This is a genomic window from Stenotrophomonas sp. GD03777 (assembly GCF_029842485.1).
Lineage (GTDB): Bacteria > Pseudomonadota > Gammaproteobacteria > Xanthomonadales > Xanthomonadaceae > Stenotrophomonas > Stenotrophomonas sepilia.
This window is the reverse complement of the sequence record NZ_JAOCGL010000018.1, coordinates 21430-47965: the sequence shown is the minus strand read 5'-3', so window position 1 is coordinate 47965 and position 26536 is coordinate 21430. Positions and strand designations below refer to the sequence as shown.

Below are 26536 nucleotides of genomic sequence, written 5' to 3'. Positions count from 1 at the left end.
CCGGCTGCGGGGAGTTGACAGCGATTCAACCTACTAGTAGGTTGGCGGCATGAAAGAGTCGCTCTCGCCCAAAGCCCAGGAGATCCTGGCGCATGCCCGTTCGCTGCTGGAGGCCGGTGGCTACAACAGTTTCAGCTACGCCGATGTGTCGGCGCGGGTGAACATCAGCAAGGCCAGCATCCATCATCATTTCCCCAGCAAGGCGGACCTGGTGCGCACGGTGGTTGAGCTGTACCGGGCCGAGGCGCGCGAAGGCCTGGCGCTGCTGGACCGGCAGCTGGGCGACCCGCTGCAGGAGCTCAACGCCTATGTGGACTACTGGTCGAGCTGTATTGCCGGTGGCACGTCTTCGTTCTGCATCTGCGCGATGCTGGCGGCCGAGGCGCCGATGATCCCTGCGGAGATTGCCGAAGAAGTACGCGGGCATTTCGAGGATCTGAGCGGGTGGCTGACGGTGACGCTGGAGAAGGGCGCGGCGCTGGGTCAACTGCGCCTGCAGGGTCCGGTGGCCGATGAGGCCAGAGCGTTCATGTCCTCGGTGCATGGCGCGATGCTGGCCGCGCGCGGTTTCGGCGATGCGGCGAAGTTTGCTGCGCTGGCACGGTTGGCCATCGCGCGGGTGAGCGCGGCTGCCTGATGGATGTGTGCTGGGCCTGCGGCAACGTAGGCCTTTTCTTTTGATCTAGAAGTCTACCTACTAGTAGGTTCAATCAACCCTTGGAGATGTTCCATGTCGCACTCTCTGTCCACGCTGGGCGTGATCCATACGGCCGTCAGCCTTGTACCGGTGTTCGCCGGCCTGTATGCCTTCATTCGCCATCGCGCGATCGACCCCGCGACACGCTCCGGCAAGCTGTACCTGCTTGGGCTGGTGCTGTCGGTGGCAACGTCGTTCACCGTCTCCAGTACGGGCGGGATCAACCCGGGCCACGCATTCGGAGTGATCGTGCTGCTGGTGGCGTTCGGCGGCGTGCTGGCGGCCCGGCTGCGCTGGCTGGGTGGCGCAGCACCTTACCTGTCGACATTTGCGCTGTCCTTCAGCTTCCTGCTGTCGCTGGTGCCAGGCGTGAATGAAACGCTGACACGGTTGCCGGCAGCGCATCCGATTGCTGCGGCGCCGATGGCACCGGTGGTGCTGCACACGTTGCTGGGATTGGCGGTGGTGTTTGTGATCGGCTTTGCCGCGCAGTGCTGGCGCATGCGGTTTCAACCGGTTCGCAGGCGCCCTTGAGCAGAGGCGCCTTAGTCCCGCACCGCGAGCGCGGCCAGCAGCGACTGCGGTTCGATCAGCGCAGCCGAACGTGTGGCATCCACCCGAACGTGTCGGCTGCAGAAGTTGAACGGTCGACCCTGCGCCGGCGAGGCTGCGTCTGGAGATGCGTCCGGTGTTTCGATTTCCAGCACTTCATCTACTGCCAGCGCCAGGGTTGCGGTGCCGGCGGTGATCAACAGCATGGCTGGGCTGCCGCCATCGAATGCCGGTTGCCCGCTGAGCCTGCGCAGGTCGGCCACCGGCAACGGCTGCCCCCGTACCTCCAGGTTCCGCCTGCCATGCTGATCTGCAGGGCCGAAGGTCTCGGGGCCGCGTATTTCCACGGCCACCTGTACGTCGATCGCGAACAGGGCCGTGCCTGCACGCAGGACGACGACCTCGAACAACTCGGCGGGCGAGGCACGTGTTTCCGTTGAAGGTTGAGCAGGTACAGGCATGCTGTGGATCTGGCAGGAACGATGGGTAACGCGGCTTGAATGATGACGTGCGCAGGGAGCACGCGGCCGCGTGGGACTACGCGCGCAGGGCGGCGGTTCAGCTGGATCCGACGGACGCATGGTGCGCACTGAGCGGGCCGATGCGCGGAAAGTGCGGACGCAGCAGGCCGACGAGCTGATCCATGCCCGGAACGGCATGGCCAAATTCGTCCCATCGCGCATTGACCAGGCCGGACACCACGACCTGCCCGGTCTCGATGCGGGTCATGGCCCAATAGGGAACCGCACGCGCGCTGATGGCCATGTCCAGTACCGGCACGACGGCAGCATGCGAGCGACTGTCATGGATGCGGCGCTTGACCGCCTCCAGGCCGTCGGGCGGGCCTTCGACGTACTGGAAAAACCGCTGCCCGTCGACGAGCAGCGCTCCGGTAACGTCCACGCGACGGTTGAACGTGGCAGAGCGGGACACGATCTGCCGGAGCATTTCATCGGAAAGCCCAGCCGACATGTGGCTGGAGTAGGCAAATGCGTGGAGCATGGAAGGGGCTTCTTGTGACGCCCGTCACTATACGTGGGTCGCCATAGCCTGCCGTGAGCCTTTCCTCACGCATCACCGGGAAGTGATGCGTTGGATCAGCAGCCCACCAACCGATCCGCGCCAATTCCGCCGCGATGCTGGCTGCGGTATTGGGTAGGACTGGCGTCCACCTGGCCGCGGAAGTGCCGGCGGAACGACTCCTGCGAACCAAAGCCGGCCTGCTCGGCAATCCACTGCAGCGGCCGGTCGGTGGTTTCCAGCAGCTCGCGGGCGAATGCCACGCGCTCGCGGATCAGCCAGTCGATGGGTGACAGGCCGGTGGCTTCCAGGAACTGCCGCTGCAGCGTGCGCTGGCTGAGCGCGGCCTGCTCGGCAAGACTGCCCAGCGAGTGCGGCTCGCGCAGGTTGCGGCGCATCCATTCCATCAGTTTTGCCAGACGCGAGGGCTCGCCATTCGGAATGGCGCGGCTGACACGCTGGCTGCGTTCGGCATCACGCCATGGCGCCAGTACCAGCCGCTCGGCCACCAGGTTGGCCACGCGCGCGCCGTAGTCCTTGCGCACCATGTGCAGCATCATGTCCATGCCGGTGGCCGAGCCGGCCGAGGTGATGACGTTGCCGGTGTCGACGTACAGCACGTCTTCGCGCACATCGATGCGCGGAAAGTCGCGTGCCAGCGCTTCGGTGAGGCGCCAGTGGGTGGTGGCCGGGCGGCCATCGAGCAGCCCGGCCCAGGCCAGCACGAAGGCGCCAGAGCAGATCGAGGCGATGCGTGCGCCACGTGCGTGGGCGCGGACGAGTGCATCGAGCAGTGCCTGCGGCGGGCGTTCGCTGGGTTCGCGCCATCCGGGAATGACGATGATGTCGGCGTCATCAACAGTGCTGAGATCGTAGGGCAGCTGCACCTGTGCATTGCCGAGCATGCGCAGTGCACCGGGTTCACCCGCGCACAGCTGGGTGCGGTACCAGGCCACGCCGAGTTCCGGCCGCACAGGCGCGAACAGGCCTACCGCGCAGCCGAATTCGAACAGCCCCTGGCCGTGGCAGGCAACGATGGCGACGAGCGGTGCGGTGGGATCGGCGGGTGGGCTGGGCATGGCTTGATGCTACGGATGCAGACGCGTGGCGCTGCGTGGTGCGAGGGCATGAGGTGATGCCGGGCAGGCATATGGAGCGGTCGCTCCCTTCCTGTAGGCCCGCGCCCACACTCGGTTCAGTGCCGGCGGGGTGGATGCATCTGACGCCGTCGCGAAGAGCAGCCGAACGTGGGCTCGGCTCTACAGGCAGCAGCGCACCGTTGCGGCCACCTAACGTCATTACCAGCGGTCATGTGGGTGGCCGGATGTTACGGCTGGGTGACGCGATCGCGCCTGTCGCGGTGGGTGAACAGGCCCTTGAATGGAAGCGTGTTTCCGGCCCACCCCCACGAGCCCCCATGCCTGCCGCCCACGCCCCTGTCCTGAGCACTCTCGCTGTTCTGATCACAGCCATTCTTGCCGCTTCGCCCAGCCATGCGGCTGACGCCGATGCAGATCCTGCTGCCACCGCCGCGACGGCCAACGTGGCAGCGTCCACGCTGGATGCGGTGGTGGTCACCGGTTCGCGCACCAGCACGCGTACGGTGAAGAACAGTTCCACACCGATCGATGTGATTTCCGCAGAGGACCTTGCTGCGACTGGCCAGGGCAACCTGCTGGAAGCGTTGCAGCGCAGCCTGCCGTCGCTGAGCCAGATCGGTGGCTACCAGAGCGACCAGGAGAGCCTGATCCGTGGCTACCAGCTGCGCAATCTCTCGCCGGGTTACACGCTGGTGCTGGTGAACGGCAAGCGCCGCAATGCCAGTGCCTATGTGAGCGGTGCCAACGGCGGCGGCTTCCCGGGCCACGCCTGGGCCGACCTGGCGCTGATTCCGGTGTCGGCCATCGACCATGTGGAAGTGCTGCGCGATGGTGCGTCGGCCATCTATGGCTCGGACGCAATCACCGGCGTGGTCAACGTGATCCTGAAGTCGCAGGCGCATGGCGGTGACCTGTCGGTTGAGAGCGGGCAGAGCATTGATGGCGATGGCTCGCGCACAAGCGTGCGTGCCAACGTGGGCCTGCCGTGGGGCGCCGATGGCTTCGTCAACCTGTCCGGTGAAACCACCCGCCAGCATCATGCCATCCGCAGCCGCCGCTACATCGACGGCTACCTGAGCTACCCGGCGGTGGATGCCAATGGCAATCGGGTAGCGTTGCGCCCGAACAACCGGTTGCCTGCGGGTGCGTCGCCGAACCCGGCCGAGGCCGGCCGCGATGCCGAGGCCAACATCATCCTCAGTTCGCCATCGTATGCGCTGAAGGCGTTTGCGGTGAACGTGGGCCATGGCCTGGGCGAGAGCGCGCAGTTCTATGCCAATGCCACCGCCAGTGATCGCACCGCGCAGGCGATCCAGAACTTCCGCCTGCCGGCGACCATCTTCACCACCTACAAGGCACCTGGCGTGCTGAGTGTGTTTCCCGATGGCTTCCTGCCCGTGCTGGAGACCAAGGAGAAGCAGTACACCGGCACCGCAGGTGTGAAAGGCCAGATCGCGGGCTGGGATTACGACGCCAGCCTGACCGGCAACCGCAGCACGGTACGTACCTATACCCGCAATTCGGTGAACTACTCGCTGCCGTACCCCGGTTCGCCCACCGACTTCTATGACGGCAAGCTGGACTACCAGCAGGGCATCGCCAACTTGGACCTGCGCCGTGGCTTCGAGGTGGCCGCCTTTGCGTCACCGCTGGAAGTGAGCGCCGGCGCCGAGTACCAGCATGAACAGTATGAGCGCGGGGCAGGGCAGTGGGAGTCCTACACCGGCTTCGGTGCCGCAGCCTTCGTCGGCTATTCGACTGCCGATGCGGTGAAGGCGACGCGCAACAGCAAGGCGGTCTATGTGGGCGCGGCCAGCAACATCACCGCGCGCTGGTATCTGGATGCCGCTGCACGCTGGGAAGATCATTCCGACTTCGGCAGCGTGTCCACGGGCCGACTGACCACGCGCTTCGACTTCACCGACGCGTTGGGTGTACGCGCGACGGTCAGCAATGGCTTCCATGCGCCCAGCCTGGGCGCGCAGTTCTACCAGGCCACCGGCAGCTGCCCGTGCGGCACCACGCTGGTGGCACAGGTGTCTTCGCCAGCGGCGGTCGCACTGGGTGCCACGCCGCTGAAGCCTGAGAAGGCCACCAATTACAGCCTCGGCGTGACCTGGGATCCGAGCCCGGCGTTCCACCTGGCCGTGGATGCGTACCAGATCGATATCCGTGGCCAGCTCGGTCAGTCCAGCCAGATCGGCTACAACGCACAGGATCCGGCGCGCATCACCGACAACAGCGGCACGGTGCTGAGCGCAGCGCAGAAGAACACCATCGATGCACTGCTGGGGTCGGCCGGCATCAGCATCCTGCCGGGTGATGCGTTCTATGCCAGCTACTTCACCAATGTGGGCAATACCCGCACACGCGGTGTCGAGCTGACCCTGGAAGCGAACCAGGAAACGGCGTGGGGCAAGCTGCGCTGGAGCTATGCGGCCAACGTCGGCCGCACCACGATCCGGAAGGTCAGTGATATTCCGGCGGCGCTGCAGGGGCTGCCCAATATCAACCTGCTGACCAAATCCAGCGAGTACGCACTGCGCTTCCGCACGCCCAGCTACACCCAGGTGGCGGGCTTGGGCTGGCAGAACGGGCGCTGGCGCTCGAATGTCGACTTCACCTACTACGGCCCGATCAAGCGCCTGAACAACGGCGTGGAATACAGGCAGCCGCCGGTGCTGGTGACCAACCTTTCAGGTGCGGTGGAGCTGGGTGCCGGCTGGAGCGCGGCGCTGGGCGTCAACAACGTGTTCGACAAGCGCACGCGCAAGGTGCCGGAGTACGCGCGCAGTGCTACCGATGTGGCCAGCATCGAGACGACGTGGGATTCGGGCGATGTGCTGAGCCGGATCGGGACGTTCTGGTACGGGCGGATCAATTACCGGTTCTGAGGTGGAGCAGCCGAGCATGGCTCGGCTCTACAGAACGCGAAAGGCGGCCGGACGGGGTTCGGCATCATCGAGGAGCAGTTCATGTCTTCTGCATTTAGGGTGGTTGCAGTGGTGGGGTCGCCGACCAGTTCGGCGACGTCGCGTACGTTGCTACTGGTGCGGCACCTGTTGGCGTCGCTGCAGCAGCGGGTGCACGCCAGCGTGGAGGTGGTGGAGCTGGCGCCGATCGCGCGCTCGCTGGGGCAGTCGTTGTCGCGCGATGAGGCGGAGCCTGCGGTGGAGCAGGCGCTGCAGACGATCGAGGCGGCCGAGCTGCTGGTGGTGGCCGCGCCGGTGTATCGGGGGTCGTATCCGGGGCTGTTCAAGCACCTGGTCGACTTCATCGGGCTGGAGGCGCTGGTGGATACACCGGTGCTGCTGGCGGCGACCGGTGGCAGCGAGCGCCATGCACTGGTGATCGACCACCAGTTGCGGCCGTTGTTCAGCTTCCTGCAGGCGCACACGCTGCCGATCGGGGTGTATGCCACGCCGGCCGACTTTGATGGCGAGCACCTCAACAGTGCAGCGTTGCAGGCCCGCATCGCGCTGGCGACCGAGCGTGCGGCCGGGCATCTGGCTACGCAGGCGCTGGCGGTAGCGGCGCCACTGCGACGCATCGCCTGATGCCATAACCGGCGGCGCTTTGCATATGGCCAAGGCGCATCTGCGTGGCCGGATCTGACCTCCGATTGTCGCCTGGCACCGCCACCGCAAGCACCGGCATCCCTAGCATCGAAATCGAAGCGGCATCGCATTGCCGGCCCTGATGAGGACACTCCCGTGGCGTTGGACGCAGCAAGCAAACCCATCCTGTTCCTGCTCGACCGCGAGTTCGAGGATGGCCAGATTCCTGGCCAGCGCTTCTTCTGCCGGCACAGCCTGCTGCTGGAAGGGGCGCTGTCGAGCATCGACGGCCTCGACGCGCAGCTGGACGTACGTCGCATTGGTTTCGCGCGGCCACGCCGCGAGGTGATCGCCGAGATCGGCGAGCAGGACCAGTCGTTGCCCAAGCTGGTGCTGCCGCAGGGCGTGCGCAGCGAGCTGGCCAGTGGCGCGCACCAGGACCGCCAGTACATCTCCGGTGCCGAGCCGATCCTGGCTGCGCTGAACGGATTGCTTGGCATTCCCGTGGCCCACCCCTGAGCGAGGACACGACCTTGAGCTATCTGATCAGCGTCTTGGACAAGAGCCCGGTGGCCGAAGGCGCCTCGCCAGAGCAGGCGCTGCGCAACAGCCTGCAGTTGGCGCAGCGCGCCGAGCAGCTGGGCTATCACCGGTACTGGTTTGCCGAGCATCATGCCGCGCCGGCGCTTGCCAGCCCGGCGCCGGAAGTGCTGGCCGCCTGGGTGCTGGCGCAGACCCGTCGCATCCGCATCGGCAGTGGCGGGGTGATGCTGCGCCACTATGCGCCGTACAAGGTGGCCGAGAGCTTCAACCTGCTGGCGGCATTGGCACCGGGGCGCGTGGATCTGGGCGTGGGCAAGGCGCCCGGTGGCCTGCCAGCATCGACCGCCGCGCTGGCGGCGGGACGCCCGGCATTCGCCGATTTCGACCAGCAGCTGCGCGACCTGGAGGGCTATCTGTCCGGTGCCGCAACCGAGGCGCTGGCGCGCCCGATTCCACAGCAGGCGCCGGAGCGCTTCCTGCTCGGTGCCAGCCCGCAGAGTGCGCAGCAGGCGGCCGAGCTCGGCTGGCGCTTCGTGTATGCCGCGCACTTTGATGGCGACCCGAAACACATCGAGGCCGCGTTCGACGCCTACCGCGGTGTCTCCACGCAACCGCCGTTGCTGGCCACGGTGGCCTTCGCCGCGCCGACTGCCGAAGCAGCCGCACGCCATATCGGTGCGCTGCGCGTCTACAAGCTGCATCTTGGCCCGGGGCAGACAGTGAACCTGCCCAGCCCCGAGGCAGCTGCCGAGTATGCACGCCAGGTAGGTGTGGCGGACTTCCGCATCGAGGAAACACGGCCAAGCGTGCTGTCCGGCGATGCGCAACAGGTACGCGGCGAACTGGATGCGCTGCACCGACGCTTCGGCGTGGGTGAGTTCATCCTCGACGCGCCGGTGGCCGACCTCGACGCACGCCTGACATCCCTCGAACTGCTGTCGCCCGCGCCGCGCGCGGCGGTGGCCTGACCTGCAGGAGCGATCCCCAATGAGCACGACCGCGCGCCACATTCCGTTCGGCATCATGCTGCAGGGCCCCGGCAGCCACATGCATGCTTGGAAGCATCCGTCCAATCCGGCTGATGCCAGCGTCAACCTGCAGTTCTACATCGACATCGCGCGCACCGCCGAGGACAACGGCATCGCCTTCGGCTTCGTGGCCGACGGCCTGTACATCAACGAGAAGTCGATCCCGCACTTCCTCAACCGCTTCGAGCCGATCTCGCTGCTGTCGGCACTGGCCACGGCAACGAAGAAGATCGGCCTGGCCGGCACGCTGTCGACCTCCTACAGCGACCCGTTCACCGTGGCCCGCCAGTTCGCCTCGCTGGATCTGCTCAGCGGCGGCCGCGCCGGCTGGAACGTGGTGACCTCGCCGTTGGAGGGTTCGGGCCGCAACTATGGCCGGCCACACCCGGAACATGCGCTGCGCTACCAGATCGCCGATGAGTACCTGGACGTCGTGCAGGGGCTGTGGGATTCGTGGGACGACGACGCCTTCGTGCGCGAGCGCGACAGCGGTACATTCTTCGCGCCGGAAAAGTTCCGCCGCCTCGACCACAAGGGCCGCTTCTTCCAGGTGGAAGGGCCGCTCAACATCCAGCGTTCGCCACAGGGCCAGCCGGTGATCTTCCAGGCCGGTTCGTCCGACGACGGCATCGCGCTGGCCGGCAAGTATGCCGACGCGGTGTTCACTCATTCGCCGTCGCTGGAAGAAACCCGCGCGTTCACCCAGAAGGTGAAGAACTCGGCGATCGCGCATGGCCGCAGCGCCAACGATGTGAAAATCTTCCCGGGCATCGGCCCCATCGTCGGCCGCACGGCCGAAGAGGCCGAAGCCAAGTACCAGGCGATTGCCGCACTGGCCACGCTTGAGGATGCGCTGGCGTACCTGGGGCGCTTCTTCGATCACCATGATTTCAGCCAGTACGATCCGGACGCGCCCTTCCCGGAGTTGGGTGACATTGGCAGCAACTCGTTCCGTTCCACCACCGATCGCATCAAGCAGGATGCGCGAGAAAAGGGGCTGAGCCTGCGCCAGGTGGCACTGGAAGCAGTGAGCCCACGGCCGAACTTCATCGGCACACCGGAGCACGTGGCCGATGAGCTGATCCGCTGGTTCGATGCCGGTGCCAGCGATGGCTTCATTCTCGGCTTCGCCGCGCAGCGCGAGGGCCTGGACGATTTCGTGACCCAGGTGCTGCCGATCCTGCAGGCGCGCGGCTACCACCAGCGCGGGCTGGAAGGACAGACCCTGCGCGAGCATCTGGGTCTGCCGTACAAGACCAGCCGCTATTCGACCGACGCCGAACCGGCGCGGAAGGTGGGGTAGGGCGATGAGCGGAGAAACTGCGGCAGCACCGGGCCACGCCCGGCGGAATCCCGCGTCCATCGGCGTGCTGCCGGAAATTGCAGCACGCGCCGAGGCCGCCATCGCGATCCGCCATGACCTGCACCAGCACCCGGAGCTGGCCTTCGAGGAGCACCGCACCAGTGCCCGCGTGGCCGAGCTGCTGCAGCAATGGGGCTATGAGGTGACCACCGGCCTCGGTGGCACCGGCGTAGTCGGCACGCTGCAGCGCGGGCAGGGAAGCCGTCGGCTGGGGCTGCGTGCGGACATCGATGCCTTGCCGATCCACGAAGACTCGGGGCTGGCCTACGCCAGCCAGACCGAGGGCCTGATGCATGCCTGCGGCCACGATGGGCATACCGCGATCCTGCTGTCCGCTGCGCACTATCTGGCCCATCACGGCAATATCGACGGCACCCTGCAGCTGGTGTTCCAGCCTGCGGAAGAAACCGGTTCGGGTGCATCGAAGATGCTTGCCGACGGCCTGTTCGAGCGCTTCCCGGTGGATGCGATCTATGGGCTGCACAATTGGCCCGGCGTACCAGTCGGCCACTTCGGCTTCGTCGATGGCCCGGCGATGGCGTCGGTGGACTGGGCGCGGCTGAAGGTGATCGGCAAGGGCGGCCACGGTGCCGAGCCGCAGGGCAGCGTGGATCCGATCCTGGCGGCAGCGCACATCGTCACCGCGCTGCAGAGCGTGGTGTCGCGCAATGTCGATCCGCGGCAGATGGGCGTGGTCACCGTCGGCTCAATCCACGGTGGGCAGGCTGCCAATGTGATTCCGGATGTGGTCGAGCTGAAGCTGACCGTGCGCGCCTACCTGCCCGAGGTGCGCGACACGCTGCGACGCCGGGTCACGGAACTTGCCGAGCAGACCGCCGCCGCGTTCGGCGCGCGCGCCGAGATCGAGTTCCCGCGCGGCTTCCCCAGCGTGATCAACCACCCGCAACAGACGGCCTATGTCCGCAAGGTGGCGGTGCAGTGCTTCGGCGCCGAACAGGTGGTGCCCGGCTTCGCACCGCGCACCGCCAGCGAGGACTTTGCCTTCCTGCTGCAGGCGCGGCCCGGCAGCTTCGTGTTCGTCGGCAACGGCGACAGTCCACCGTTGCACAGCCCGCGCTATGTGTTCAACGACGCCGCCATTGCACCCGCTGCCAGCCTGTGGGCGCGGCTGGCCGAAGACTACCTGGTGAAGGACGTGGCATGAGCAACAACGAACGCTTCCTCTATACCTCGGTCGATGACCCGCTGGCGCGGCCGCTGTTCGCTGGCCTGGAACAGGAGTACGACCGCCGTTACGCCGACGTGCGCCGACGCATCGGTGGCAGCGCCCGCGAGGAGCTGCAGCGCTATCCGGCGCAGGCCTTCGCGGCGCCGGTAGGGGCCTTCGTACTGTTGCTGCGCGACGGTGTGGCGATCTCTGGCGGCGCCTTCATGCCGCACCGCGATCCAGACACCGCCGAATTCAAGCGCATCTGGACGCTGCCGGGGTTGCGACGCCAGGGCATCGCGCGGCGCGTGCTGCAGGAACTGGAAGAACAGGCGGCACGCCAAGGCTATCGGCGTGTGTTCCTGACCACCGGCTTCCGCCAGCCCGAAGCTGTCGGCCTGTACCTCAGCCATGGCTACACCGCGCTGTTCGATCTGGATGCAGATCCGGAAACCGTCGCGCACCTGCCCTTCGAGAAGCACCTGCGGGCGACGACGCCTGTCGTTACCCCTGCACAGGCACTGCTGCACGGAGCCCACGCATGAGCACACCGTCGACCGCGCTGGAGGGCATCGCCGCTCGTCCGGCGCCCGGACAGGCACTGAAGATCGTGCCGGCCCGGCATCCGCTGCAGGTCTTCGGCACGGTGCTGGCACTGGCGCTGATCCTGATCGGGCTGCAGTCCGTGCTGGGCAATCCGCGCTGGGGTTGGGGCACCTTCGCCGAGTGGTTCTTCGCACGCCCGGTGCTGGAAGGCCTGGGTCGCACGCTGCTGCTGACCGCGCTTGGCACCGGCCTCGGTTTCGCGCTGGGTACGCTGCTCGCGCTGGCACGCGTCTCCGGTTCGCCGCTGCTGTCGGCGGTGTCGTGGGGCTATGTGTGGCTGTTCCGCTCGATCCCGCTGCTGGTGCTGTTGCTGCTGCTGAACAACCTGGGCTATCTATACAGCACCATCGAGCTGGGCGTGCCGTTCACCGGCATCAGCCTGTTCTCGTACCCGACCACGCAGCTGATCGGCGTGTTCACCGCCGCGGTGCTGGGCCTGACCCTGAACCAGGCAGCGTTCTCGGCCGAGGTGATCCGCGGTGGCATCCTCTCGGTCGACCACGGCCAGTACGAGGCCGCGGCCGCGCTCGGCCTGCCGCGTGGCCGCCAGGTGCGCCGCATCATCCTGCCGCAGGCGATGCGTTCGATCCTGCCGGCGGCGTTCAACGATGTGATCGGCCTGGCCAAGAGCACCTCGGTGGTCTACGTGCTGGCGCTGCCGGAGCTGTTCTACACCGTGCAGGTGATCTATCGGCGCAACCTGGAAGTGGTGCCGCTGCTGATGGTGGCCACGGTCTGGTACCTGGTGATCCTGACCGTGTTGTCGCTGCTGCAGCGGCGCGTGGAACAACGCTTCGCGCGCGGCCAGCTGCAGCGCGAGCGCTCGGTGTCGCGGGTGTCGTCACCGGTGCGGACACCCAGTGATGCTGCGCCGCGCGTGGCCAACCGCCCGCGCATCGCCACCCAGGTGGAAGCGGGCGAGGGTGCGGCGGTATCGCTGCATGGCGTGGGCAAGGTGTTCGGCGATCAGCCGGTGCTGGAAGACGTGAACCTGGACCTGCGCGCCGGCAGCGTGACGGTGCTGATCGGCCCGTCCGGTGCCGGGAAATCCACGCTGCTGCGGTTGATCAACCACCTGGAACGCGCGGACAGTGGTTACGTGACTGTTGGCGGCCAGTTGATCGGCTACCGCCGTGACGGTGACACCCTGTACGAACTGCCCGAGCGTGAGATCCGCCGTCGGCGTGCCGAGGTGGGCATGGTGTTCCAGGGCTTCAATCTGTTCCCGCACCTGACCGCGCTGGAGAACATCATCGAGGCACCGATCGCGGTGCGTGGCGTGCCACGTGCGCAGGCCGAACAACAGGCGCGCACGCTGCTGGAGCGGGTCGGCCTGGCCGACAAGGCCGATGCCTTCCCGCGCCAGCTGTCCGGTGGCCAGCAGCAGCGCATCGCGATTGCCCGCGCGCTGGCGCTGCAGCCGAAGGTGCTGCTGTTCGACGAACCCACGTCGGCGCTGGATCCGGAACTGGTGGCCGAGGTGCTGAGCGTGATCGAAGAACTGGCCCGTTCCGGTACCACGCTGGTGATCGTCACCCATGAGCTGAGCTTCGCCCGCCGCGTGGCCGACCACGTGGTGATGATGGACCAGGGCCGGGTGATCGAGCAGGGTACGCCCGACGCCGTGTTCGAGCAGCCGCGCCAGCAACGCACGGCCGATTTCCTGGCCAAGACCCTGTAACCCCGGAAGGAGCACCATGAGTCGTGCAGCATCGCGTCGTCCCTCGCGCAGCACCCTGTTGATCGTGGCGGTGCTGGTCATCGGCATTGCCGGTATCGTCTACTCGCGCGTGCGCCAGGCACCGGATGCAGGCACCATAGCCGCGACCAGCCTGGCCGGCGCGAACACGGCCGTCCTGAAGGGCACCTTCGACCCGAAGGCGAAGGCGTTGATCCCCGCCGGTTATCAGTTCGTCACCCCTGGGGCGTTTACCGTGGCCACCCATCCGGGGCAGCTGCCGCTGGCCGACTACGGCGCCGACAGCAAGGACGTGGTCGGCATCGAGCCGGACATCGCGCGGCTGATCGCCGATGCGTTGGGCCTGAAGCTGGTGATCGTGCCGGTCGCGTGGGCGGACTGGCCGCTGGGGCTGGAATCGGGCAAGTACGATGCGGTGCTGTCGAACGTGACGGTGACCGAAGAGCGCAAGAAGAAGTTCGACTTCTCCAGCTACCGCTACGATCTTCTGGGCATCTATACGCGCAGCGACGGGCCCATCCAGAAGATCGAAAAGCCCGCTGATGTGGCCGGGCTGAAAGTGGTGGTGGGTGCCAGCACCAACCAGGACCAGATCCTGCGGCAGTGGGACCGGCAGAACATTGCGGCCGGGCTGAAGCCGGTGGAGTACCAGTACTTCGACGACGCCGTGGTCGGCCGCTTGGCGGTGATCACTGGCCGCGCCGATGTCTCGTTCGAGCCCAATGCCACCGGCGCCTACTCGGCACGCGATGGCAAGGTGCGGCGCGTGGGCCTGTTCCCCGGTGGCTGGCCGAACGCTGCGGCGATCTCGGTGACCACGCGCAAGGGCAGCGGCCTGGCCGATGCGGTGACGCAGGCGTTGAACACCCAGATCGGCAGCGGCACCTATGCGCAGGCATTGGCGCGCTGGAACCTGGCCGAGGAGGCGGTGCCGCAATCGCAGACCAATCCGCCGGGGTTGCCGACGCTGCAATGACACCGGGCGTGGCCCGGCGCTACCGCTGCTTCTGTAAAGCCGAGCCATGCTCGGCTGCAGTTCGCGCGGTGCGCGATGAGTCGAGCATGGCTCGACTCTGCAGGAGCATCCACCCATCGCGTGGATCTACTGGTGGAGTCTGCTTTCCGTAGAGCCGAGCCATGCTCGGCTGCTCTACCAACGCGCCTCCAGCGTTCTGAATGGTCTTGCCAGGCGCACGCCCTCCGCATCGAACGCGGTAACGTCGCGCCCATCCACACGCACGGTCTTCGGCATCGTCCGCGCCGGCCACCAGACCTTCACCGCCGTCCCACTGCGCAGGCCCTTGCCCAGCGTGATCGATAGCGTGCCGTCGCGTTGCCGTGCCTGCATCTGCAACGTGCCATACGCGGTGGGCAGGCGTTCCACCGCCAATCCATCGCCCGCCACCCACGAGGGGGGCGTGCCCGGCAGCAGTGAGAGCGCATCATCGTCTTCGCGCATCAGCATGCCGAACAGCGTGCGGCCGTATTCGGCACCGATCCAGGTGTGCGGCATGTCGCCCAGGTAGCGAGGAAAGCGCAGGCGTGAGTGCACGACCTCGGCCAGCACCTGCCACTGAAGCGGGCGCCGGTCATGCAGCAGCCCCTGCAGCAGCTCATCGGCGACCTGCGGCTGGCCCAGGTGTACGTAACTCAGCACGTTGCGGATCTCGTACGGTGTGTACGCGTACAGCGCACCGGGCTGGCTGCGCTTGCGCACGTCCTCCAGATAGCGCGCAAAGGTTGTCCGCAACGCGTCGGCGGGCAACACGCTCTGTGCGCCGGTCGGGTCCAGTGCGATCGAAACGCCGGTGGGATCGCCATCGCCCAGGTCGGCCGAAGAGGGAATGAAGTCGATGCCCTTCCACGCCATCGTCGCCCGGATCGAGGCATGCAGTGCGTCGTAGAGCAGCTTGTATTGTTCGCGCGCCCAGGCTGCGGTCTCGTAGTCGCCCAGCGATTCGGCCAGCCAGGCACCGTCGTGCCAGCCCTTCAGGCCCCAATAGTCATCCCAATAGCTGTGGGTGGGTGACGGGTAGCCCTCATGGCTGATCGACGGCGCAAGAATGCCCGCGAACCGTTCCGGCGAAGGCTGGTCAGCCTTGTAACCGGGCACCAGCGTGCGTTCGCGCAGTTCCTGCAGGAAGCGCAGCGCTGCTTTCACTTTCGGCAGATAGCCACGCACAGACTCGGGGCCGCCGTCCAGGCGCGCGACATCGGCCACCAGCGCGACGTACTGGCCCTGACTGTCGTACTCGATGTCTGATCCAAAGCCGGTGTTGACGCTGCCATCGTCGTTGAGGATCGGTGAGACCAGGCCGTTGGGATGCACGCCGTGCTCGCTGTACCAGGCTAGGTAGTCGCGCGCCACGCGGGCTTCCCCCATGCGCAGCAGCACCGCCGAGGTGGCCATGCCGTCGCGGATGAAGGAACGGTTGTAGTTGCGCGGGCCGGGCTGCATGGCTGGACCGGTCTGGTTGATCAGCATGTAGGCGGCCTGCGCGCGCAGCATGTCCACCAGCGACGGATCGGGCAGGCGCAGGCCGACCTGGCCCAGCCGTGCCTGCCAGTCCGCAGACGCCTGCGTGGCCAGTGAATCAAACGCCGCACTGGCATCGTGGGGCAGCGTGGCCAGATCCAGCGCAGGCGCTTCGGGCAGCACGCCATTGGCATCGGCGGCGGCGGTGCCCAACGGGAACGCGACCACGACGGCATCACTGGTTCCCGGCGCCAACGAGACGCGGTAGTTCAATGCAGCCGAGGCAAGCCCCTGATCATCACGCACCTGTTGCGTGGAAGGCAGCTGGCCGGCAGCGAGGGTCGCGGTGATCTCCGTTGCGCCATCCTTGCCGAATGGCGCCGCACCCGACGCAGCCACCGGCGTGAGCGACTGCAGCAGCGTGCGGCCATTGATACGCAGGGCTTGCCCGTCGATGGTGACCTCGCGGATCGGGGACAGCCCGCCGTTCTGCCACGGTGGATTCATCTGCATCGGGCGCACCACCAGGCTGAGCGTGCCTTCGATCTTGGTGCTTCCCGTGTTCTGCAGCCGATGCCGCAGGAAGGTCACCGGCTGGCCATCGCGCTCGATGGCAAATACTTCACTGCGCAGCTGCAGGCCGGGTTGCGGTGACCAGGTGGCAGAGGGCATCGGCTTCCAGCCGTCGCGCAGGGCATGCTGCATTGCCTGCCCGGCGGCACCTGCGGCGCGCCCGTCAGCGCTACGCCAGATCGGCTGCACCAGTGGCGCGCCCTTGAAGGCTTCCAGGTTGCCGTACTCGTCGAAGATCGATTTCTGTCGTCCTGCATGCACACCCACGGCCGTCCAGTAGGTCTGCTGCATCTGCAGCGAGGCCGGGAACAACGCGCGCTGGGCGCCGCTGGCAACGATCTGATACTGCTTCATCGGCGTCATCACGGCTTTAGGACCGAGCAGGCGCAGGCGTGCGATCCGTGGCGCAGCGCCGTCCACGCTCAGGCGGAAAGCACGCAATGGCTGTGCTGCAGTGGCGGCCAGCCAGCTTTGCCGGTGACTGGCCGCCTGTGCATCGTGTGCGAGGTCCTGCCAACGGCCCTGTGCATCCTGCGCCTGTAGTCGGGCGGCGCCTCGTGCGCCATCGGCCCAGTCGACCACCAGGCCAGCCGTTGATTGGGCCTGCGGCAGCGTGATCTCGAACGTATGGGATCCATTTGCCCCGGCCGGCATCGCGACGGTGCCGCCGCCTTGCCAGAGCGCCGCTGCCTGCGTTGCATCGATACCGCTGATGCGTGCGCTGAGCGTGCTGTCCAGCGGCTCCATCTCGAAGATCGACACGCCCCAATCGGAAGTGCGCTGCGGGCTGGCCAGCCGCAGGTAGCGCGCCTGGCGCGGCGCGAAGTACAGCGTTTCCACATCGCCCAGCGAATCGGCCATCGTGTACGCGGTCTGCCACTGCCTGCCATCCATTGAGGTCTGCAGTGAATAGCCTTCCGGGTTCGATACGTCCCAGGTGAGGCGTGCGCCGGCCAGCAGGGTGGGCGCGCCCAGGTCGATCTGGAACCAGTGGCCCGGACTGAACGCGCCGCCGGTAACGGTCTTCGGGTTGCCGTCGATCAGGTGGCTGATCGCCATCGCCGGCACTTGCTGCGAGGAACTGCTGGCCTGCCATTGGCTGCGCGGGGGAAGGGTCTGTGCCTGTGCGCTGGAGGCCAGGGCGGCCAACAGCAGGGCAGCGGCAGGGCGCAATGGGAAGAACGGTGTGGAAACCTTGTAGCGTTCGGCGCGCAATGTCATTACGGACAGCCTCGCAGGTTCGACCGGAATCGGGCGAGCGCTACGCTAGCAAGGGATGTAAACGGTTACATGACGCACTGCAGCGCCGCTGGACGCTGGCGCTGCCATCACGGGAGGGCTGACGGATGTGGCTCTGGACGTGTAGCGCGGATTGGCTAGGGCACGTCGAAAGTCCGTCCACGTGGTTGTCATTTGACAACCAATGTGAGCCGTGTGCAGACTATGGAGAACAAGGAATGTCTCGAGCGCGTCATCCAGACAAGGACATCGAAGCGGCGTTGCAGTTCGCGGAGGATCGTGGGTGGAGGCTCCGTATGGCGGGCGGCCATGCGTGGGGCCGGATGTATTGCCCTTACAACGACACCGATTGCCGATGCGGGGAGTTCTGCATCGTCAGCATCTGGAGCACACCGCGTAGCGGCAGCCATCATGCAAGGGCCTTGCGGCGTGTGGTCGAGAACTGCAGTCGTGAGCAATGAGATCTCGCTTCGTCAGAAGCGAAGGGGTCAATCATGGAATTCAACTTCACCCTGAAGTACCGCTTGCCGGACACAGGTATTGAAATCGGTGTCCTCGAGCAGCGCCTGGCCGAAGGCGGCTGTGACGACGCGCTTGTGGGCCTTGGGCTGCCGGGACGGCTGGCCTTGGCGTTCTGCCGCGAAGCAGATAGCGCAGGGGCTGCCCTGCGTTCGGCGCTGGACGATGTGCAGCGGGCCGTGCCCGGTGCCGAACTGGTTGAAGTGAGCCCCGATCTGGTTGGGCTCACTGACGTCGCAGACCTGCTCGGAATGTCGCGCCAGAACATGCGGAAGCTCATGCTGGCCAACCCGCAGTCGTTTCCATCCCCCGTGCATGACGGCTCGACCTCGATCTGGCATCTCGTCGACATTCTCGGTTGGCTGCGAGCGCGCGGCAGCGGGAAAGTCACGACGGAAATGACCGAGCTCGCCGCCGCTGCGCTACAGATCAATCTGGCCCGGGAAGGGCGCAGGCTTCACCCGAAGACGTAGCGGCGGCCAGAATTGTAGCCCACCGCATTACAGCTCCACCGTCTCCCACCAGCGCGTACCTGCCTGCGGCGCCTGCATGTCCAGTGCTTCGCCCATCATCGGCGTAGCCACTGCAACATTGTTTGCAGCGGCCAGCGCGGTGATGCGTTCGAATGGCTGCTGCCATGCGTGCAGGGCCAGGTCGAAGGTGCCGTTGTGGATCGGCAGCAGCCACTTGCCGCGCAGGTCCAGGTGCGCCTGCAGGGTCTGTTCCGGCTGCATGTGCACGAATGCCCAGCGTCGATCATAGGCGCCGGTCTCGATCATGGTCAGGTCGAACGGACCGTATTTCTCGCCGATGGCCTTGAAGCCGTCGAAGTAGCCGGTGTCGCCGCTGAAGAAAATGCGGAAGTCACCGTCCTGGATCACCCATGAAGCCCACAGGCTGCGGTCGCTGTCACCCAGCCCGCGGCCGGAGAAGTGCTGGCCCGGGGTCGCGGTCAGGCGCAGGCCGTTGGCTTCGGTGGATTGCCACCAGTCCAGCTGCTCGACCTTGCGCGCATCCACCCCCCACGCGACCAGCTGGTCGCCAACGCCAAGCGGTGCGATGAAGCGCGCGGTCTTGCCGGCCAGCTGCATGACCGCGGCATGGTCCAGGTGGTCATAGTGGTTGTGCGAGAGGATCACACCGGCGATCGGCGGCAGCGCGTCGATGCTGATCGGCGGTGCATGGAAGCGTGCCGGCCCCATCCACTGCACCGGCGAGGCGCGCTCGGAGAACACCGGATCGGTCAGCCAGTACTGGCCACGCAGCTTCAGCAGGATCGTGGAGTGCCCCAGCCGGAACAGGCTGCGATCCGGTGCGGCGTCCAGCGTGGCGCGGTCCAGCGGCTTCACCGGAATCGGGTGCGCGGGCACGGTGCCCTTGGGCTTGTTGAACAGGAACGTCCACCAGATCTCCGCGCCGTCGCGCAGGCCCATCGCCGGACGGGGCAGGGCATTGCGGAACTTGCCATCACGGTACTGCGGCGAATCGGGGAAGTCGGGAAGGGACCAGGACTTGCAGAAGGTGTAGGTGGTCACGGCGAGGATTCCGAGCAGGAGGACAAGGAGCAGGCGCTTCATGGGTGACGTCCGCTGGGTACACTGCACAGTGTAGTTTCGTGTTTTTTAAAAAGTACACTGTCGAGTGTAAAATGGAGGCATCCGTTCAGTTATCCGGTTCCCGCCATGTCCCGTCCCCCGCAACGCCTGACCGACCGCAAACGTGACGCCATCGTGCGCGCGGCGGTGGAGGAGTTCCGTGCATCGGGCTACGAGGCGACCAGCATGGACCGCATCGCCGAGGCGGCGGGGGTCTCCAAGCGCACCGTCTACAACCATTTCCCGAGCAAGGAAGCACTGTTCTCGATGATCCTGGAGGAGCTGTGGGAGCGCAGCGTGGCCAGCGACGCACTGCCGTACCGCGCCGACCAGCCGCTGCAGACGCAGCTGCTGCAGTTGCTGGGCCAGAAGCTGGACCTGCTCAGCGATGGGAATTTCATCGATCTGGCGCGGGTCGCGATGGCCGAGATCATCCATTCACCGGAGCGCGCGCAGGCCATCGTCTGCCGCATGGGCGAGAAGGAAAGTGGCGAGAGTGCCTGGATCCGCGCAGCAATTGCCGATGGCCGCCTGCGCGAGGTGGATCCGGACTTTGCCGGCCACCAGTTGCATGGGCTGGTGAAGAGCTTCGCGTTCTGGCCGCAGGTCACGATGGGGCAGCCACCGTTGACCGCGCAGGAACGTGCGCGCGTGGCCGAATCGGCGGTGGCGATGTTCCTGGGGTTCTACGCGGTCTAGCTGGCTGCGAAGCGACGGAACTCGTCGGCCGGCAGCGCCGCCGAGTACAGGTAGCCCTGGCCGACATCCACCCCGAGTGCGCGCAGCTTCTGTTCCTGGGCCAGGGTCTCGGTACCCTCGGCCACCACGATCGCGCCGCAGCGGTGCGCGACCTCGACGATGAAGCGCACGATCGACTGCGACTTGGCGTCGGACAGCGTGGCGATCAGCGCCTGCTCGATCTTGACCTCGGCGATGGCCAGCTGCGAAAGCAGGATCAGGGTTGAATAGCCGGCGCCGAAATCATCCAGCGACAGGGTGACCCCGGCTGCCAGCAGCTGTGCGATGTTGGCATCGACCACGTCGCGCTCGACGATTTCGGTCCATTCGACGATCTCCAGGCGCAGCATCGCACCGGGGATGTCATGCAGCTGAAGCAGCTCCTGCAGGCGCAGGCCGAAGTCGGGCAGGCGCAGCGATTCGGCTGAAACATTGACTGCAATTGTCAGCGCCGCGCCGTCCCGCCGGCAGTGCTGCAGGAAGTGCACCGCCGACCGCAGCGTGGCCCATTCCAGGTCTGCCAGCCGCCCCTGCCGGCGCAGCAGCGAGATCACCCGCATCGGGGCAATCGGCCGGCCTTCGCCGTCGCGCATGCGCAGCAGTGCTTCGGCGCCGACCAGTTGGCGGTCCTGCAGACGATGCTTGGGCTGGTAGCACAGCGGCGCATTGCCCTGCTGCAGCCAGTGCTCGAGCGCAGCCTCGATCAGGGCGTCGATCTCGCTGTCGCGCTGGATCGGGTCATCGAAGAACACCACGCCCGACTCGATCGCGCTCAGTGCCACGGTTATGGCGCGGAACGGAAGATGTCCTTCGTCGGCATCAGCGGGGGGCTTCAATTCAACCACTGCACAGCGGAACAGTGGCCGGAAGCCCGGCCAATCGCGGCCGACCCGATCGGCCAGATTGCTGGCCAGCTCGGTGATCTGCGGTTGCGTCCGCAGTGTGGACAAGGTCAGGCCGCGCACCAGGATCGCCAGCGCGGCATCACCGAACTGGTACATCTCCAGCTGCGCAGCCGACAGCGAGGGCAGCAACCGATGCACCTCCTCGGTGCTGTCGCGCTGCCACAGGCCGTTGTCCTGCAACGGCCCGTAGCGCAGGCGCAGATCGCGCAGGTTGCCCATCTCGGCCACGATCAGGCAGGCCTTGCCCGTGCCGTCGTTATCCCGCCAGTACTGTTGCAGGCGTTCACCGAGCGCACGCATGTTGGGCAGCCCGCTGATCGGATCGATGCGGAGCCAGGCCTGTTCGCGCTGGCGTTGCGCATCGATCTGGGCATCGTTGTAGACCAGCGCGAACACAGCGCCGAGCACGAGCAGCGAGACCGGTAGTGCCAGCACGCGCTGGATCGCCAGCTCGGCCACCGGCAGTTGATCGGCGCCAATGATCGCCACACCCAGCGCCAAACCCAGAGCGGTTACCCCGATGCGCACGGACCATGCCTGCAGGATCATGCGCGGCGAGAGCTCGTTGAGCATGCGCGGGTACAGGTGCCTGCGCAGCCAGACGCCGGCCACCATCTGCAACACGGCCTCAAGGCTGGCAGGCAGGAAGAACGGGATACCGACGAACTGGTAGCGGGCCAGGAGGGCGGCAGCCAGGCAGGCCAAGCCGCCGCGCCAGCCGCCCAGCAGGCCACTGACCAGTAGGATGTCGAAGCCCAGGTGCAGTTTGACGACACCCTGGGAATAACGGGCCACGAACCAGGAATTGAACAGGTAGATCAGGCCCAGCGCTACGCCGACATACAGGCGACGGCCTTCTATGGCGTGCCCGGCGCGACGGGTGGCGATCAGCAGCACGCCGATCATGCCGATCACTGCCGTGGCCTGCAGCAGATACAGCGGCAGGCTGGGCAGGGCGCTGTCCAGGACCTGGGCCGAGACCCGTGAAAGCGCATCCATAGCAGGTTCCCGCCTGTGACCGACGGCCAGTGACGAGCAGGGTAAACCACGACCGCGCGCGCGGCCACTGAGGGTGCTCTGCCGCGGCCGGCAAGGTCAGTAGCGCGGGTCGGCGATGGCGGGCAGCACCAGTTCGCGCACGAAGCCGGAGGATGACAGCTGCAACAGGGCGCTTACCATGGCCACGACATCGTGGACCGGCACCTGCTCACCGTCGCCGCGCGCTGCGGCCTCGGCCACCGGCACCGACAAGGCGTCGTCGGTGTTGAGGTAGCCCAACTGCAGGCTGGTCACCGCCAGCCGGCGATCGCGGAAGCCTTCGCGCAGCGCATCGGCGATGCCGTTGAGGGCGAACTTCGAGGCGCCGAACGCCACTTCCGGGCGGCCACTGCGAGGCAGGGCCGAGGTCGAACCGGTCAGCACCAGCTGCGGGCGCGCTGCGCCCAGTACGCGGGGCAGCAGGCGTTGCAGCAGTACAAGGGTCGCGGTGATGTTGACGTCGACCAGCGTCGTGAGTGCAGCGTCGCTTTCATCGAGGAAGGCGTACTCGCCGCTGAAGGCCTTGTCTTCCCAGATACCCAGGTTGTGGATCAGCACATCGATATCGGCCGGTGCCTGCGCTGCGATGTGGTCGGCAGCCACGGTCGGCCGGGACAGGTCTGCTTCGATCCATTGCAGGGTGACGCCGTCAGCGCAGGCGATGCCGCACGGGCGGTTGCGCGAGACACCAATCACAGTGTCACCCGTGGCACAGAGGCCTTCCACGAACGCGCGGCCCAGGCCCTTGCTGGCGCCGATGACCATCAGTTTCATGTTGCTTCCTCGTTGTACTGCGGCAGCCACGATCGGCTGCCAGAACGGTGCTCCACTTGGCGAACGCGCGCAGGCCGCCGCGTTCGGCGGTAAGGGTCGAGGCCGTGTCGTCGAACTGGCACCGGTACCGTGGCAGCAGCCGTCGCTGCTGCAGGCGCTGGGACGCAGTGGCCGCCGACGGCCCGGTCAGCTCGCTCAGGCTGCCTCCCGCACGGGGGGCGATGTGCGCCAGGATGAGCGAGAATGCGTAGGGTCACCGGCAACAGGAATCTCCTGGCATGGACGAGCACAACGCCACCCCTGATGGCATGCCGCTGCCGTTGGCGTGGCAGAAAGCGTTGGCCGATGCGCGCATCGAGCGGCAGTCGATGGGTGTTTCGCGGGCCGACGTTGCCCGCGTGCAGCGGCCGGGCCGCCCCGATGCCTTCGTCAAGTCGGAACTGATCGACGCCTTCAGTGAGCTGGGCGATGAGATCGCGCGCCTGCGCTGGTTGCAGGCACAGGGGCAGCCGGCGCCAACGGTGATTGCCACGGCTGAAGAAGCGGGCCGGCGCTGGTTGCTGATGAGCGCGCTGCCTGGCCGCGATCTGGCTTCGTCGCCGGAACTCGCGCCGCAGCAACGGGTGGAGATACTGGCCGACGCGCTGCGCGGGCTGCATGCGTTGCCGGTAGCAGCCTGTCCGTTCGATCAGCGGCTGGCCTCGCGCCTGCCGGCCGCGCAGGCACGGGTCGAGGCGGGGCGCGTGGACGCCGATGACTTCGATGACGAACGCCTGGGACAGAGTCCACAGCAGGTCTTCGCCCAACTGTGCAGCAATCGTCCCGATCATGAAGATCTGGTGGTCAGTCATGGCGATGCCTGCCTTCCGAATCTGATGGTGGCCGAGGGGCGTTTCAGCGGTTTCATCGACTGTGGGCGGCTGGGCGTGGCCGACCGTTACCAGGACCTGGCGCTGGCCGCGCGCAGCCTGGTCCACAACTTCGGTGATACGCGTTGGGTCACGCCGTTGTTCCAACGCTACGGCGCTGTAGCGGACGAGCGCCGGTTGGCGTTCTACCGGCTGCTCGACGAGTTCTTCTGAGCCCGCGCGCGGCTGGCGATGGCCGCGCAGATCAGCCCACCGATCACGCTCAGGTGTTCCAGTGCGAAGAACAGGGCCAGCTGCTGTTCCGCGCCGTGCTTGGTCCAGAAGGCATGCACGATGGCGATGGTCAGCAGCATGAACACCGCCAGCGCGCCGCTGCCCAGCCAGAGCAGGCGATCAAGTAGCAGGCACAGTGAGCCACCCAGCAGCACCACGGCGCTGGCGAGGTTGAACAGCACAGGCGGTTGCAGCCCGGCCGCCTGCATTTCGGCCACGCTGTTGTCCCACGCCAGCAGCTTGGCCAGACCCGATGACAGGAACACCACGGCCAGCAGCAGTCGGGCCAGGAACCACAGCACGCGGCTGTCGAGCAGGGCGGTGATCATCCGCGGCATGAAGTCTCTCCGGGTTGGGCTTGGAACGGGCCGCGCAGCATCGGGCCTCAACCGCAGTTGAGGTCAAGGGCCGGCTGAACGGAACTCGCTGGTTGGCCGGGTTGCCATCTTCCATATGGACGAACGTTCGTTCATTATTGGCGCCATGAACCGAGCCGACCGCAACGCGCAACGCAACGCGCAGATCCTGCAGGCCGCCCTGCAGTGCTTCCTCGCCAAGGGATTCCACCAGACCAGCATGCGTGACATCGCGCAGGCGGCCGACGTCAGCCTGGGCAATCTCTACAACCACTTCCCTGGCAAGGAAGCGATCATCCTTGCAGTGGCCGTGGCCGAGAGCGAGGAATTGGCGCCGTTGCTGCAGCGGCTGGCCGTGGCCGACGGTGATCGCACGCAGGTGCTGGCGTTCCTGCAGGACTTCCACACGCTGTGCAGCCATCCGGAATGGGCGACGCTCGCCGTCGAAGTGCTGGCCGAGAGCGCACGCAATCGGGCCGTGGCCGAGGCATTTGCGGCCAATCGCAGGCAGTTGCAGGCTGTACTGGCCGAAGCGCTGCAGCAGGTGGCACAGCGTGAACGTCGGCGTCCCGTGCTGGCCCCGGCACTGCAGGCGCAGGTGCTGCTGGATGCCATCGAAAGCGATGCGCTGCGTCGCGGGCTGGGCGAAGCCGGTGGCACCGATGAGGCTCCGCTGGACCCTGGCCTGCTCGCGCTGCTGCTCGGTGCACGCGCATGAGCGCGGTTGAGCGGCGATTGCACGGCCTCGATCTGGCACGGTATCTGGCGCTGGCCGGCATGGTGCTGGTCAATTTCCGCCTGGCGATGGCCGTGCCGGCAGAGGGTCAGGGTTGGCTGGCCGGCTTCTTCCATCTGCTGGAAGGCAAGGCCTCTGCGACCTTCGTCACCCTGGCCGGACTTGGCCTGGTACTGGCCACACAGCGCCTTGGCTGGATGCCGGCCGGCGCGCAGACCTGGCGGCGCGCGCTGTTCCTGCTGGTACTGGGCCTGCTCAACCTGACCCTGTTCCCGGCCGACATCCTGCACTACTACGCGGTGTACTTCGCGCTGGCGGTGCTGTGGCTGCGTGCGTCGTCACGGGTGCTGCTGGCCAGCATCGCCGGCCTGGCGGCCGGGTCGTTCTGGGCACTGCTGCACTGGAATTACAGCCAGGGCTGGAACTGGCAGACGCTGGAGTATGCCGGTCTCTGGCAGTGGCCGGGTGCCGCGCGCAACCTGTTGTTCAACGGCTTCCATCCCTTGCTGCCCTGGATGTGCTTCTTCCTGCTGGGCATGCTGCTGGCGCGCCTGCCGTTGTCACAAGCGCGGGTGCAGCGTGCGTTGCTGCTGGCGGGCCTGCTGCTGATCGGCGCAGGCCAGGCCGTGCAGCAGCTTGCGCAGGGAACGCCCTGGCAGCCGTGGCTGGGAACGCAGCCGATGCCGCCGGGACCGGCCTACGTGTTGACCGGTGCGGGCGCAGCCTGCAGCGCGATTGCCGCGTGCCTCTGGATCAGCCGCCGGTATCCGGGGGATTGGCTGGAACCGCTGACTGCAGCAGGGCGAATGACCCTGACCCTCTACGTCGGCCACATCCTGCTGGGCATGGGTACGCTGGAATGGTTGGGGCTGCTCGATGGCAGCGCGTCGCTACCGACCGTGCTGCTGTGGGCGCTGTTGTTCCTGATGCTGGCCACGGGCGCAGCGTGGCTGTGGTCGTGGCGGTTCACGCGGGGGCCATTGGAAGCGGTGATGCGTCGCGTCGCCGGCTAGCACGTTGGTCGCGCAGGCACGATGTTGTGACGGACATGTCTGTGTCGTGGCGGGCACATCTGCGATAGTTGTCGCAGATAACACTTACTGCTTGCATCC

At 66.6% G+C, this 26536-nt stretch carries 26 protein-coding genes; 18 read left to right on the top strand and 8 right to left on the bottom strand.

Annotated elements, in window-relative coordinates:
- The first annotated feature begins 49 nt into the window (after positions 1-49).
- Positions 50-637: a TetR/AcrR family transcriptional regulator gene (locus N5E02_RS06700; RefSeq protein WP_279946098.1), complete on the top strand. Its 588-nt coding sequence runs from the start codon at positions 50-52 to the stop codon at positions 635-637.
- Positions 638-730: 93 nt separating this feature from the next.
- Positions 731-1231, top strand: a complete 501-nt coding sequence (locus N5E02_RS06695; RefSeq protein WP_065177485.1) for a hypothetical protein — start codon at positions 731-733, stop codon at positions 1229-1231.
- An 11-nt stretch (positions 1232-1242) separates the two neighbouring features.
- Here the strand turns inward: N5E02_RS06695 and N5E02_RS06690 are convergent, their stop codons facing one another.
- Positions 1243-1596 (bottom strand): chemotaxis protein CheW, encoded by a 354-nt coding sequence (locus tag N5E02_RS06690; RefSeq protein WP_279946101.1) that lies wholly within the window; start codon positions 1594-1596, stop codon positions 1243-1245.
- Between N5E02_RS06690 and N5E02_RS06685 the strand changes: the two genes are divergently transcribed.
- Positions 1552-1689, top strand: coding sequence for a hypothetical protein (locus N5E02_RS06685; protein ID WP_279946102.1), 138 nt, complete (start codon positions 1552-1554; stop codon positions 1687-1689). The genes N5E02_RS06690 and N5E02_RS06685 overlap by 45 nt on opposite strands.
- Positions 1690-1807: 118 nt before the next feature.
- Here the strand turns inward: N5E02_RS06685 and N5E02_RS06680 are convergent, their stop codons facing one another.
- Both N5E02_RS06680 and ftrA read right to left on the bottom strand, forming a co-directional pair.
- Positions 1808-2251, bottom strand: coding sequence for a BLUF domain-containing protein (locus N5E02_RS06680; RefSeq protein WP_279946097.1), 444 nt, complete (start codon positions 2249-2251; stop codon positions 1808-1810).
- 95 nt (positions 2252-2346) lie between these two features.
- The gene (gene ftrA, locus N5E02_RS06675; protein WP_005416274.1) at positions 2347-3348 is read right to left on the bottom strand and encodes a transcriptional regulator FtrA; all 1002 of its coding nucleotides are present in this window, start codon (positions 3346-3348) and stop codon (positions 2347-2349) included.
- A 338-nt stretch (positions 3349-3686) separates the two neighbouring features.
- On the opposite strand from ftrA, the gene N5E02_RS06670 reads away from it, so the two are divergent.
- From N5E02_RS06670 to N5E02_RS06630, 9 genes are all read left to right on the top strand, one after another.
- The gene (locus N5E02_RS06670; RefSeq protein WP_279946096.1) at positions 3687-6263 is read left to right on the top strand and encodes a TonB-dependent receptor; all 2577 of its coding nucleotides are present in this window, start codon (positions 3687-3689) and stop codon (positions 6261-6263) included.
- A gap of 81 nt (positions 6264-6344) precedes the next feature.
- A complete protein-coding gene (gene msuE, locus N5E02_RS06665; protein WP_065177488.1) occupies positions 6345-6926 on the top strand; it encodes an FMN reductase in 582 nt (193 codons plus the stop codon).
- 156 nt (positions 6927-7082) lie between these two features.
- Complete coding sequence (locus N5E02_RS06660; RefSeq protein WP_065197036.1) at positions 7083-7445, top strand: DUF3088 family protein; 363 nt, start codon at positions 7083-7085, stop codon at positions 7443-7445.
- Positions 7446-7459: 14 nt separating this feature from the next.
- Positions 7460-8437 (top strand): MsnO8 family LLM class oxidoreductase, encoded by a 978-nt coding sequence (locus tag N5E02_RS06655; protein WP_005416278.1) that lies wholly within the window; start codon positions 7460-7462, stop codon positions 8435-8437.
- 19 nt (positions 8438-8456) lie between these two features.
- A complete protein-coding gene (locus N5E02_RS06650; protein ID WP_279946095.1) occupies positions 8457-9800 on the top strand; it encodes an LLM class flavin-dependent oxidoreductase in 1344 nt (447 codons plus the stop codon).
- A gap of 4 nt (positions 9801-9804) precedes the next feature.
- Positions 9805-11025, top strand: coding sequence for a M20 family metallopeptidase (locus N5E02_RS06645; protein WP_279946094.1), 1221 nt, complete (start codon positions 9805-9807; stop codon positions 11023-11025).
- Entirely contained in the window at positions 11022-11573 is a 552-nt protein-coding gene (locus N5E02_RS06640) for a GNAT family N-acetyltransferase (RefSeq protein WP_065177493.1), read from the top strand. Before N5E02_RS06645 ends, N5E02_RS06640 begins: the two co-directional genes overlap by 4 nt.
- On the top strand, positions 11570-13315 hold the full coding sequence (locus N5E02_RS06635) for an amino acid ABC transporter permease/ATP-binding protein (RefSeq protein WP_081280485.1): 1746 nt from the start codon (positions 11570-11572) through the stop codon (positions 13313-13315). Before N5E02_RS06640 ends, N5E02_RS06635 begins: the two co-directional genes overlap by 4 nt.
- A 16-nt stretch (positions 13316-13331) precedes the next feature.
- Positions 13332-14309 carry an ABC transporter substrate-binding protein gene (locus N5E02_RS06630; RefSeq protein ID WP_065197031.1) on the top strand — a complete coding sequence of 326 codons (978 nt, stop codon included), beginning with the start codon at positions 13332-13334 and terminating at the stop codon, positions 14307-14309.
- A gap of 174 nt (positions 14310-14483) precedes the next feature.
- Here the strand turns inward: N5E02_RS06630 and N5E02_RS06625 are convergent, their stop codons facing one another.
- Entirely contained in the window at positions 14484-17603 is a 3120-nt protein-coding gene (locus N5E02_RS06625; RefSeq protein ID WP_279946093.1) for a discoidin domain-containing protein, read from the bottom strand.
- Between the two features lie 236 nt (positions 17604-17839).
- On the opposite strand from N5E02_RS06625, the gene N5E02_RS06620 reads away from it, so the two are divergent.
- Positions 17840-18082 (top strand): hypothetical protein, encoded by a 243-nt coding sequence (locus N5E02_RS06620; protein WP_080104304.1) that lies wholly within the window; start codon positions 17840-17842, stop codon positions 18080-18082.
- A 33-nt stretch (positions 18083-18115) separates the two neighbouring features.
- The gene (locus N5E02_RS06615) at positions 18116-18613 is read left to right on the top strand and encodes a hypothetical protein (protein WP_005416285.1); all 498 of its coding nucleotides are present in this window, start codon (positions 18116-18118) and stop codon (positions 18611-18613) included.
- Positions 18614-18640: 27 nt separating this feature from the next.
- Here the strand turns inward: N5E02_RS06615 and N5E02_RS06610 are convergent, their stop codons facing one another.
- Complete coding sequence (locus tag N5E02_RS06610) at positions 18641-19717, bottom strand: MBL fold metallo-hydrolase (RefSeq protein ID WP_065185131.1); 1077 nt, start codon at positions 19715-19717, stop codon at positions 18641-18643.
- A gap of 105 nt (positions 19718-19822) precedes the next feature.
- On the opposite strand from N5E02_RS06610, the gene N5E02_RS06605 reads away from it, so the two are divergent.
- The gene (locus N5E02_RS06605; RefSeq protein ID WP_005416287.1) at positions 19823-20434 is read left to right on the top strand and encodes a TetR/AcrR family transcriptional regulator; all 612 of its coding nucleotides are present in this window, start codon (positions 19823-19825) and stop codon (positions 20432-20434) included.
- Here N5E02_RS06605 and N5E02_RS06600 read toward each other — a convergent pair.
- On the bottom strand, positions 20431-22377 hold the full coding sequence (locus N5E02_RS06600; RefSeq protein WP_279946092.1) for a GGDEF domain-containing phosphodiesterase: 1947 nt from the start codon (positions 22375-22377) through the stop codon (positions 20431-20433). The genes N5E02_RS06605 and N5E02_RS06600 overlap by 4 nt on opposite strands.
- A 96-nt stretch (positions 22378-22473) precedes the next feature.
- Positions 22474-23190: an SDR family NAD(P)-dependent oxidoreductase gene (locus tag N5E02_RS06595; RefSeq protein ID WP_095377703.1), complete on the bottom strand. Its 717-nt coding sequence runs from the start codon at positions 23188-23190 to the stop codon at positions 22474-22476.
- A 278-nt stretch (positions 23191-23468) separates the two neighbouring features.
- On the opposite strand from N5E02_RS06595, the gene N5E02_RS06590 reads away from it, so the two are divergent.
- Positions 23469-24272, top strand: coding sequence for an APH(3')-II family aminoglycoside O-phosphotransferase (locus N5E02_RS06590; RefSeq protein ID WP_164229544.1), 804 nt, complete (start codon positions 23469-23471; stop codon positions 24270-24272).
- Here N5E02_RS06590 and N5E02_RS06585 read toward each other — a convergent pair.
- Positions 24245-24670 carry a DoxX family protein gene (locus N5E02_RS06585; RefSeq protein WP_005416291.1) on the bottom strand — a complete coding sequence of 142 codons (426 nt, stop codon included), beginning with the start codon at positions 24668-24670 and terminating at the stop codon, positions 24245-24247. The genes N5E02_RS06590 and N5E02_RS06585 overlap by 28 nt on opposite strands.
- 145 nt (positions 24671-24815) lie before the next feature.
- Between N5E02_RS06585 and N5E02_RS06580 the strand changes: the two genes are divergently transcribed.
- Together N5E02_RS06580 and N5E02_RS06575 are read left to right on the top strand one after the other, a co-directional pair.
- The gene (locus N5E02_RS06580; RefSeq protein WP_111129081.1) at positions 24816-25406 is read left to right on the top strand and encodes a TetR/AcrR family transcriptional regulator; all 591 of its coding nucleotides are present in this window, start codon (positions 24816-24818) and stop codon (positions 25404-25406) included.
- Entirely contained in the window at positions 25403-26437 is a 1035-nt protein-coding gene (locus N5E02_RS06575; RefSeq protein WP_139727022.1) for a heparan-alpha-glucosaminide N-acetyltransferase domain-containing protein, read from the top strand. The genes N5E02_RS06580 and N5E02_RS06575 overlap by 4 nt, the downstream gene beginning before the upstream one ends.
- The last annotated feature ends 99 nt before the right edge of the window (positions 26438-26536 follow it).

What these genes read in the sequence shown, in the direction of transcription:
- N5E02_RS06700 (WP_279946098.1), top strand. Translation starts at nt 50, where the DNA reads ATGAAAGAGTCGCTCTCGCCCAAAGCCCAGGAGATCCTGGCGCATGCC.
- N5E02_RS06695 (WP_065177485.1), top strand. Translation starts at nt 731, where the DNA reads ATGTCGCACTCTCTGTCCACGCTGGGCGTGATCCATACGGCCGTCAGC.
- N5E02_RS06685 (WP_279946102.1), top strand. Translation starts at nt 1,552, where the DNA reads ATGCTGATCTGCAGGGCCGAAGGTCTCGGGGCCGCGTATTTCCACGGC.
- N5E02_RS06680 (WP_279946097.1), bottom strand. Translation starts at nt 2,251, where the DNA reads ATGCTCCACGCATTTGCCTACTCCAGCCACATGTCGGCTGGGCTTTCC.
- ftrA (WP_005416274.1), bottom strand. Translation starts at nt 3,348, where the DNA reads ATGCCCAGCCCACCCGCCGATCCCACCGCACCGCTCGTCGCCATCGTT.
- N5E02_RS06670 (WP_279946096.1), top strand. Translation starts at nt 3,687, where the DNA reads ATGCCTGCCGCCCACGCCCCTGTCCTGAGCACTCTCGCTGTTCTGATC.
- msuE (WP_065177488.1), top strand. Translation starts at nt 6,345, where the DNA reads ATGTCTTCTGCATTTAGGGTGGTTGCAGTGGTGGGGTCGCCGACCAGT.
- N5E02_RS06650 (WP_279946095.1), top strand. Translation starts at nt 8,457, where the DNA reads ATGAGCACGACCGCGCGCCACATTCCGTTCGGCATCATGCTGCAGGGC.
- N5E02_RS06645 (WP_279946094.1), top strand. Translation starts at nt 9,805, where the DNA reads ATGAGCGGAGAAACTGCGGCAGCACCGGGCCACGCCCGGCGGAATCCC.
- N5E02_RS06640 (WP_065177493.1), top strand. Translation starts at nt 11,022, where the DNA reads ATGAGCAACAACGAACGCTTCCTCTATACCTCGGTCGATGACCCGCTG.
- N5E02_RS06635 (WP_081280485.1), top strand. Translation starts at nt 11,570, where the DNA reads ATGAGCACACCGTCGACCGCGCTGGAGGGCATCGCCGCTCGTCCGGCG.
- N5E02_RS06630 (WP_065197031.1), top strand. Translation starts at nt 13,332, where the DNA reads ATGAGTCGTGCAGCATCGCGTCGTCCCTCGCGCAGCACCCTGTTGATC.
- N5E02_RS06625 (WP_279946093.1), bottom strand. Translation starts at nt 17,603, where the DNA reads ATGACATTGCGCGCCGAACGCTACAAGGTTTCCACACCGTTCTTCCCA.
- N5E02_RS06620 (WP_080104304.1), top strand. Translation starts at nt 17,840, where the DNA reads ATGTCTCGAGCGCGTCATCCAGACAAGGACATCGAAGCGGCGTTGCAG.
- N5E02_RS06615 (WP_005416285.1), top strand. Translation starts at nt 18,116, where the DNA reads ATGGAATTCAACTTCACCCTGAAGTACCGCTTGCCGGACACAGGTATT.
- N5E02_RS06610 (WP_065185131.1), bottom strand. Translation starts at nt 19,717, where the DNA reads ATGAAGCGCCTGCTCCTTGTCCTCCTGCTCGGAATCCTCGCCGTGACC.
- N5E02_RS06605 (WP_005416287.1), top strand. Translation starts at nt 19,823, where the DNA reads ATGTCCCGTCCCCCGCAACGCCTGACCGACCGCAAACGTGACGCCATC.
- N5E02_RS06600 (WP_279946092.1), bottom strand. Translation starts at nt 22,377, where the DNA reads ATGGATGCGCTTTCACGGGTCTCGGCCCAGGTCCTGGACAGCGCCCTG.
- N5E02_RS06595 (WP_095377703.1), bottom strand. Translation starts at nt 23,190, where the DNA reads ATGAAACTGATGGTCATCGGCGCCAGCAAGGGCCTGGGCCGCGCGTTC.
- N5E02_RS06590 (WP_164229544.1), top strand. Translation starts at nt 23,469, where the DNA reads ATGGACGAGCACAACGCCACCCCTGATGGCATGCCGCTGCCGTTGGCG.
- N5E02_RS06585 (WP_005416291.1), bottom strand. Translation starts at nt 24,670, where the DNA reads ATGCCGCGGATGATCACCGCCCTGCTCGACAGCCGCGTGCTGTGGTTC.
- N5E02_RS06580 (WP_111129081.1), top strand. Translation starts at nt 24,816, where the DNA reads ATGAACCGAGCCGACCGCAACGCGCAACGCAACGCGCAGATCCTGCAG.
- N5E02_RS06575 (WP_139727022.1), top strand. Translation starts at nt 25,403, where the DNA reads ATGAGCGCGGTTGAGCGGCGATTGCACGGCCTCGATCTGGCACGGTAT.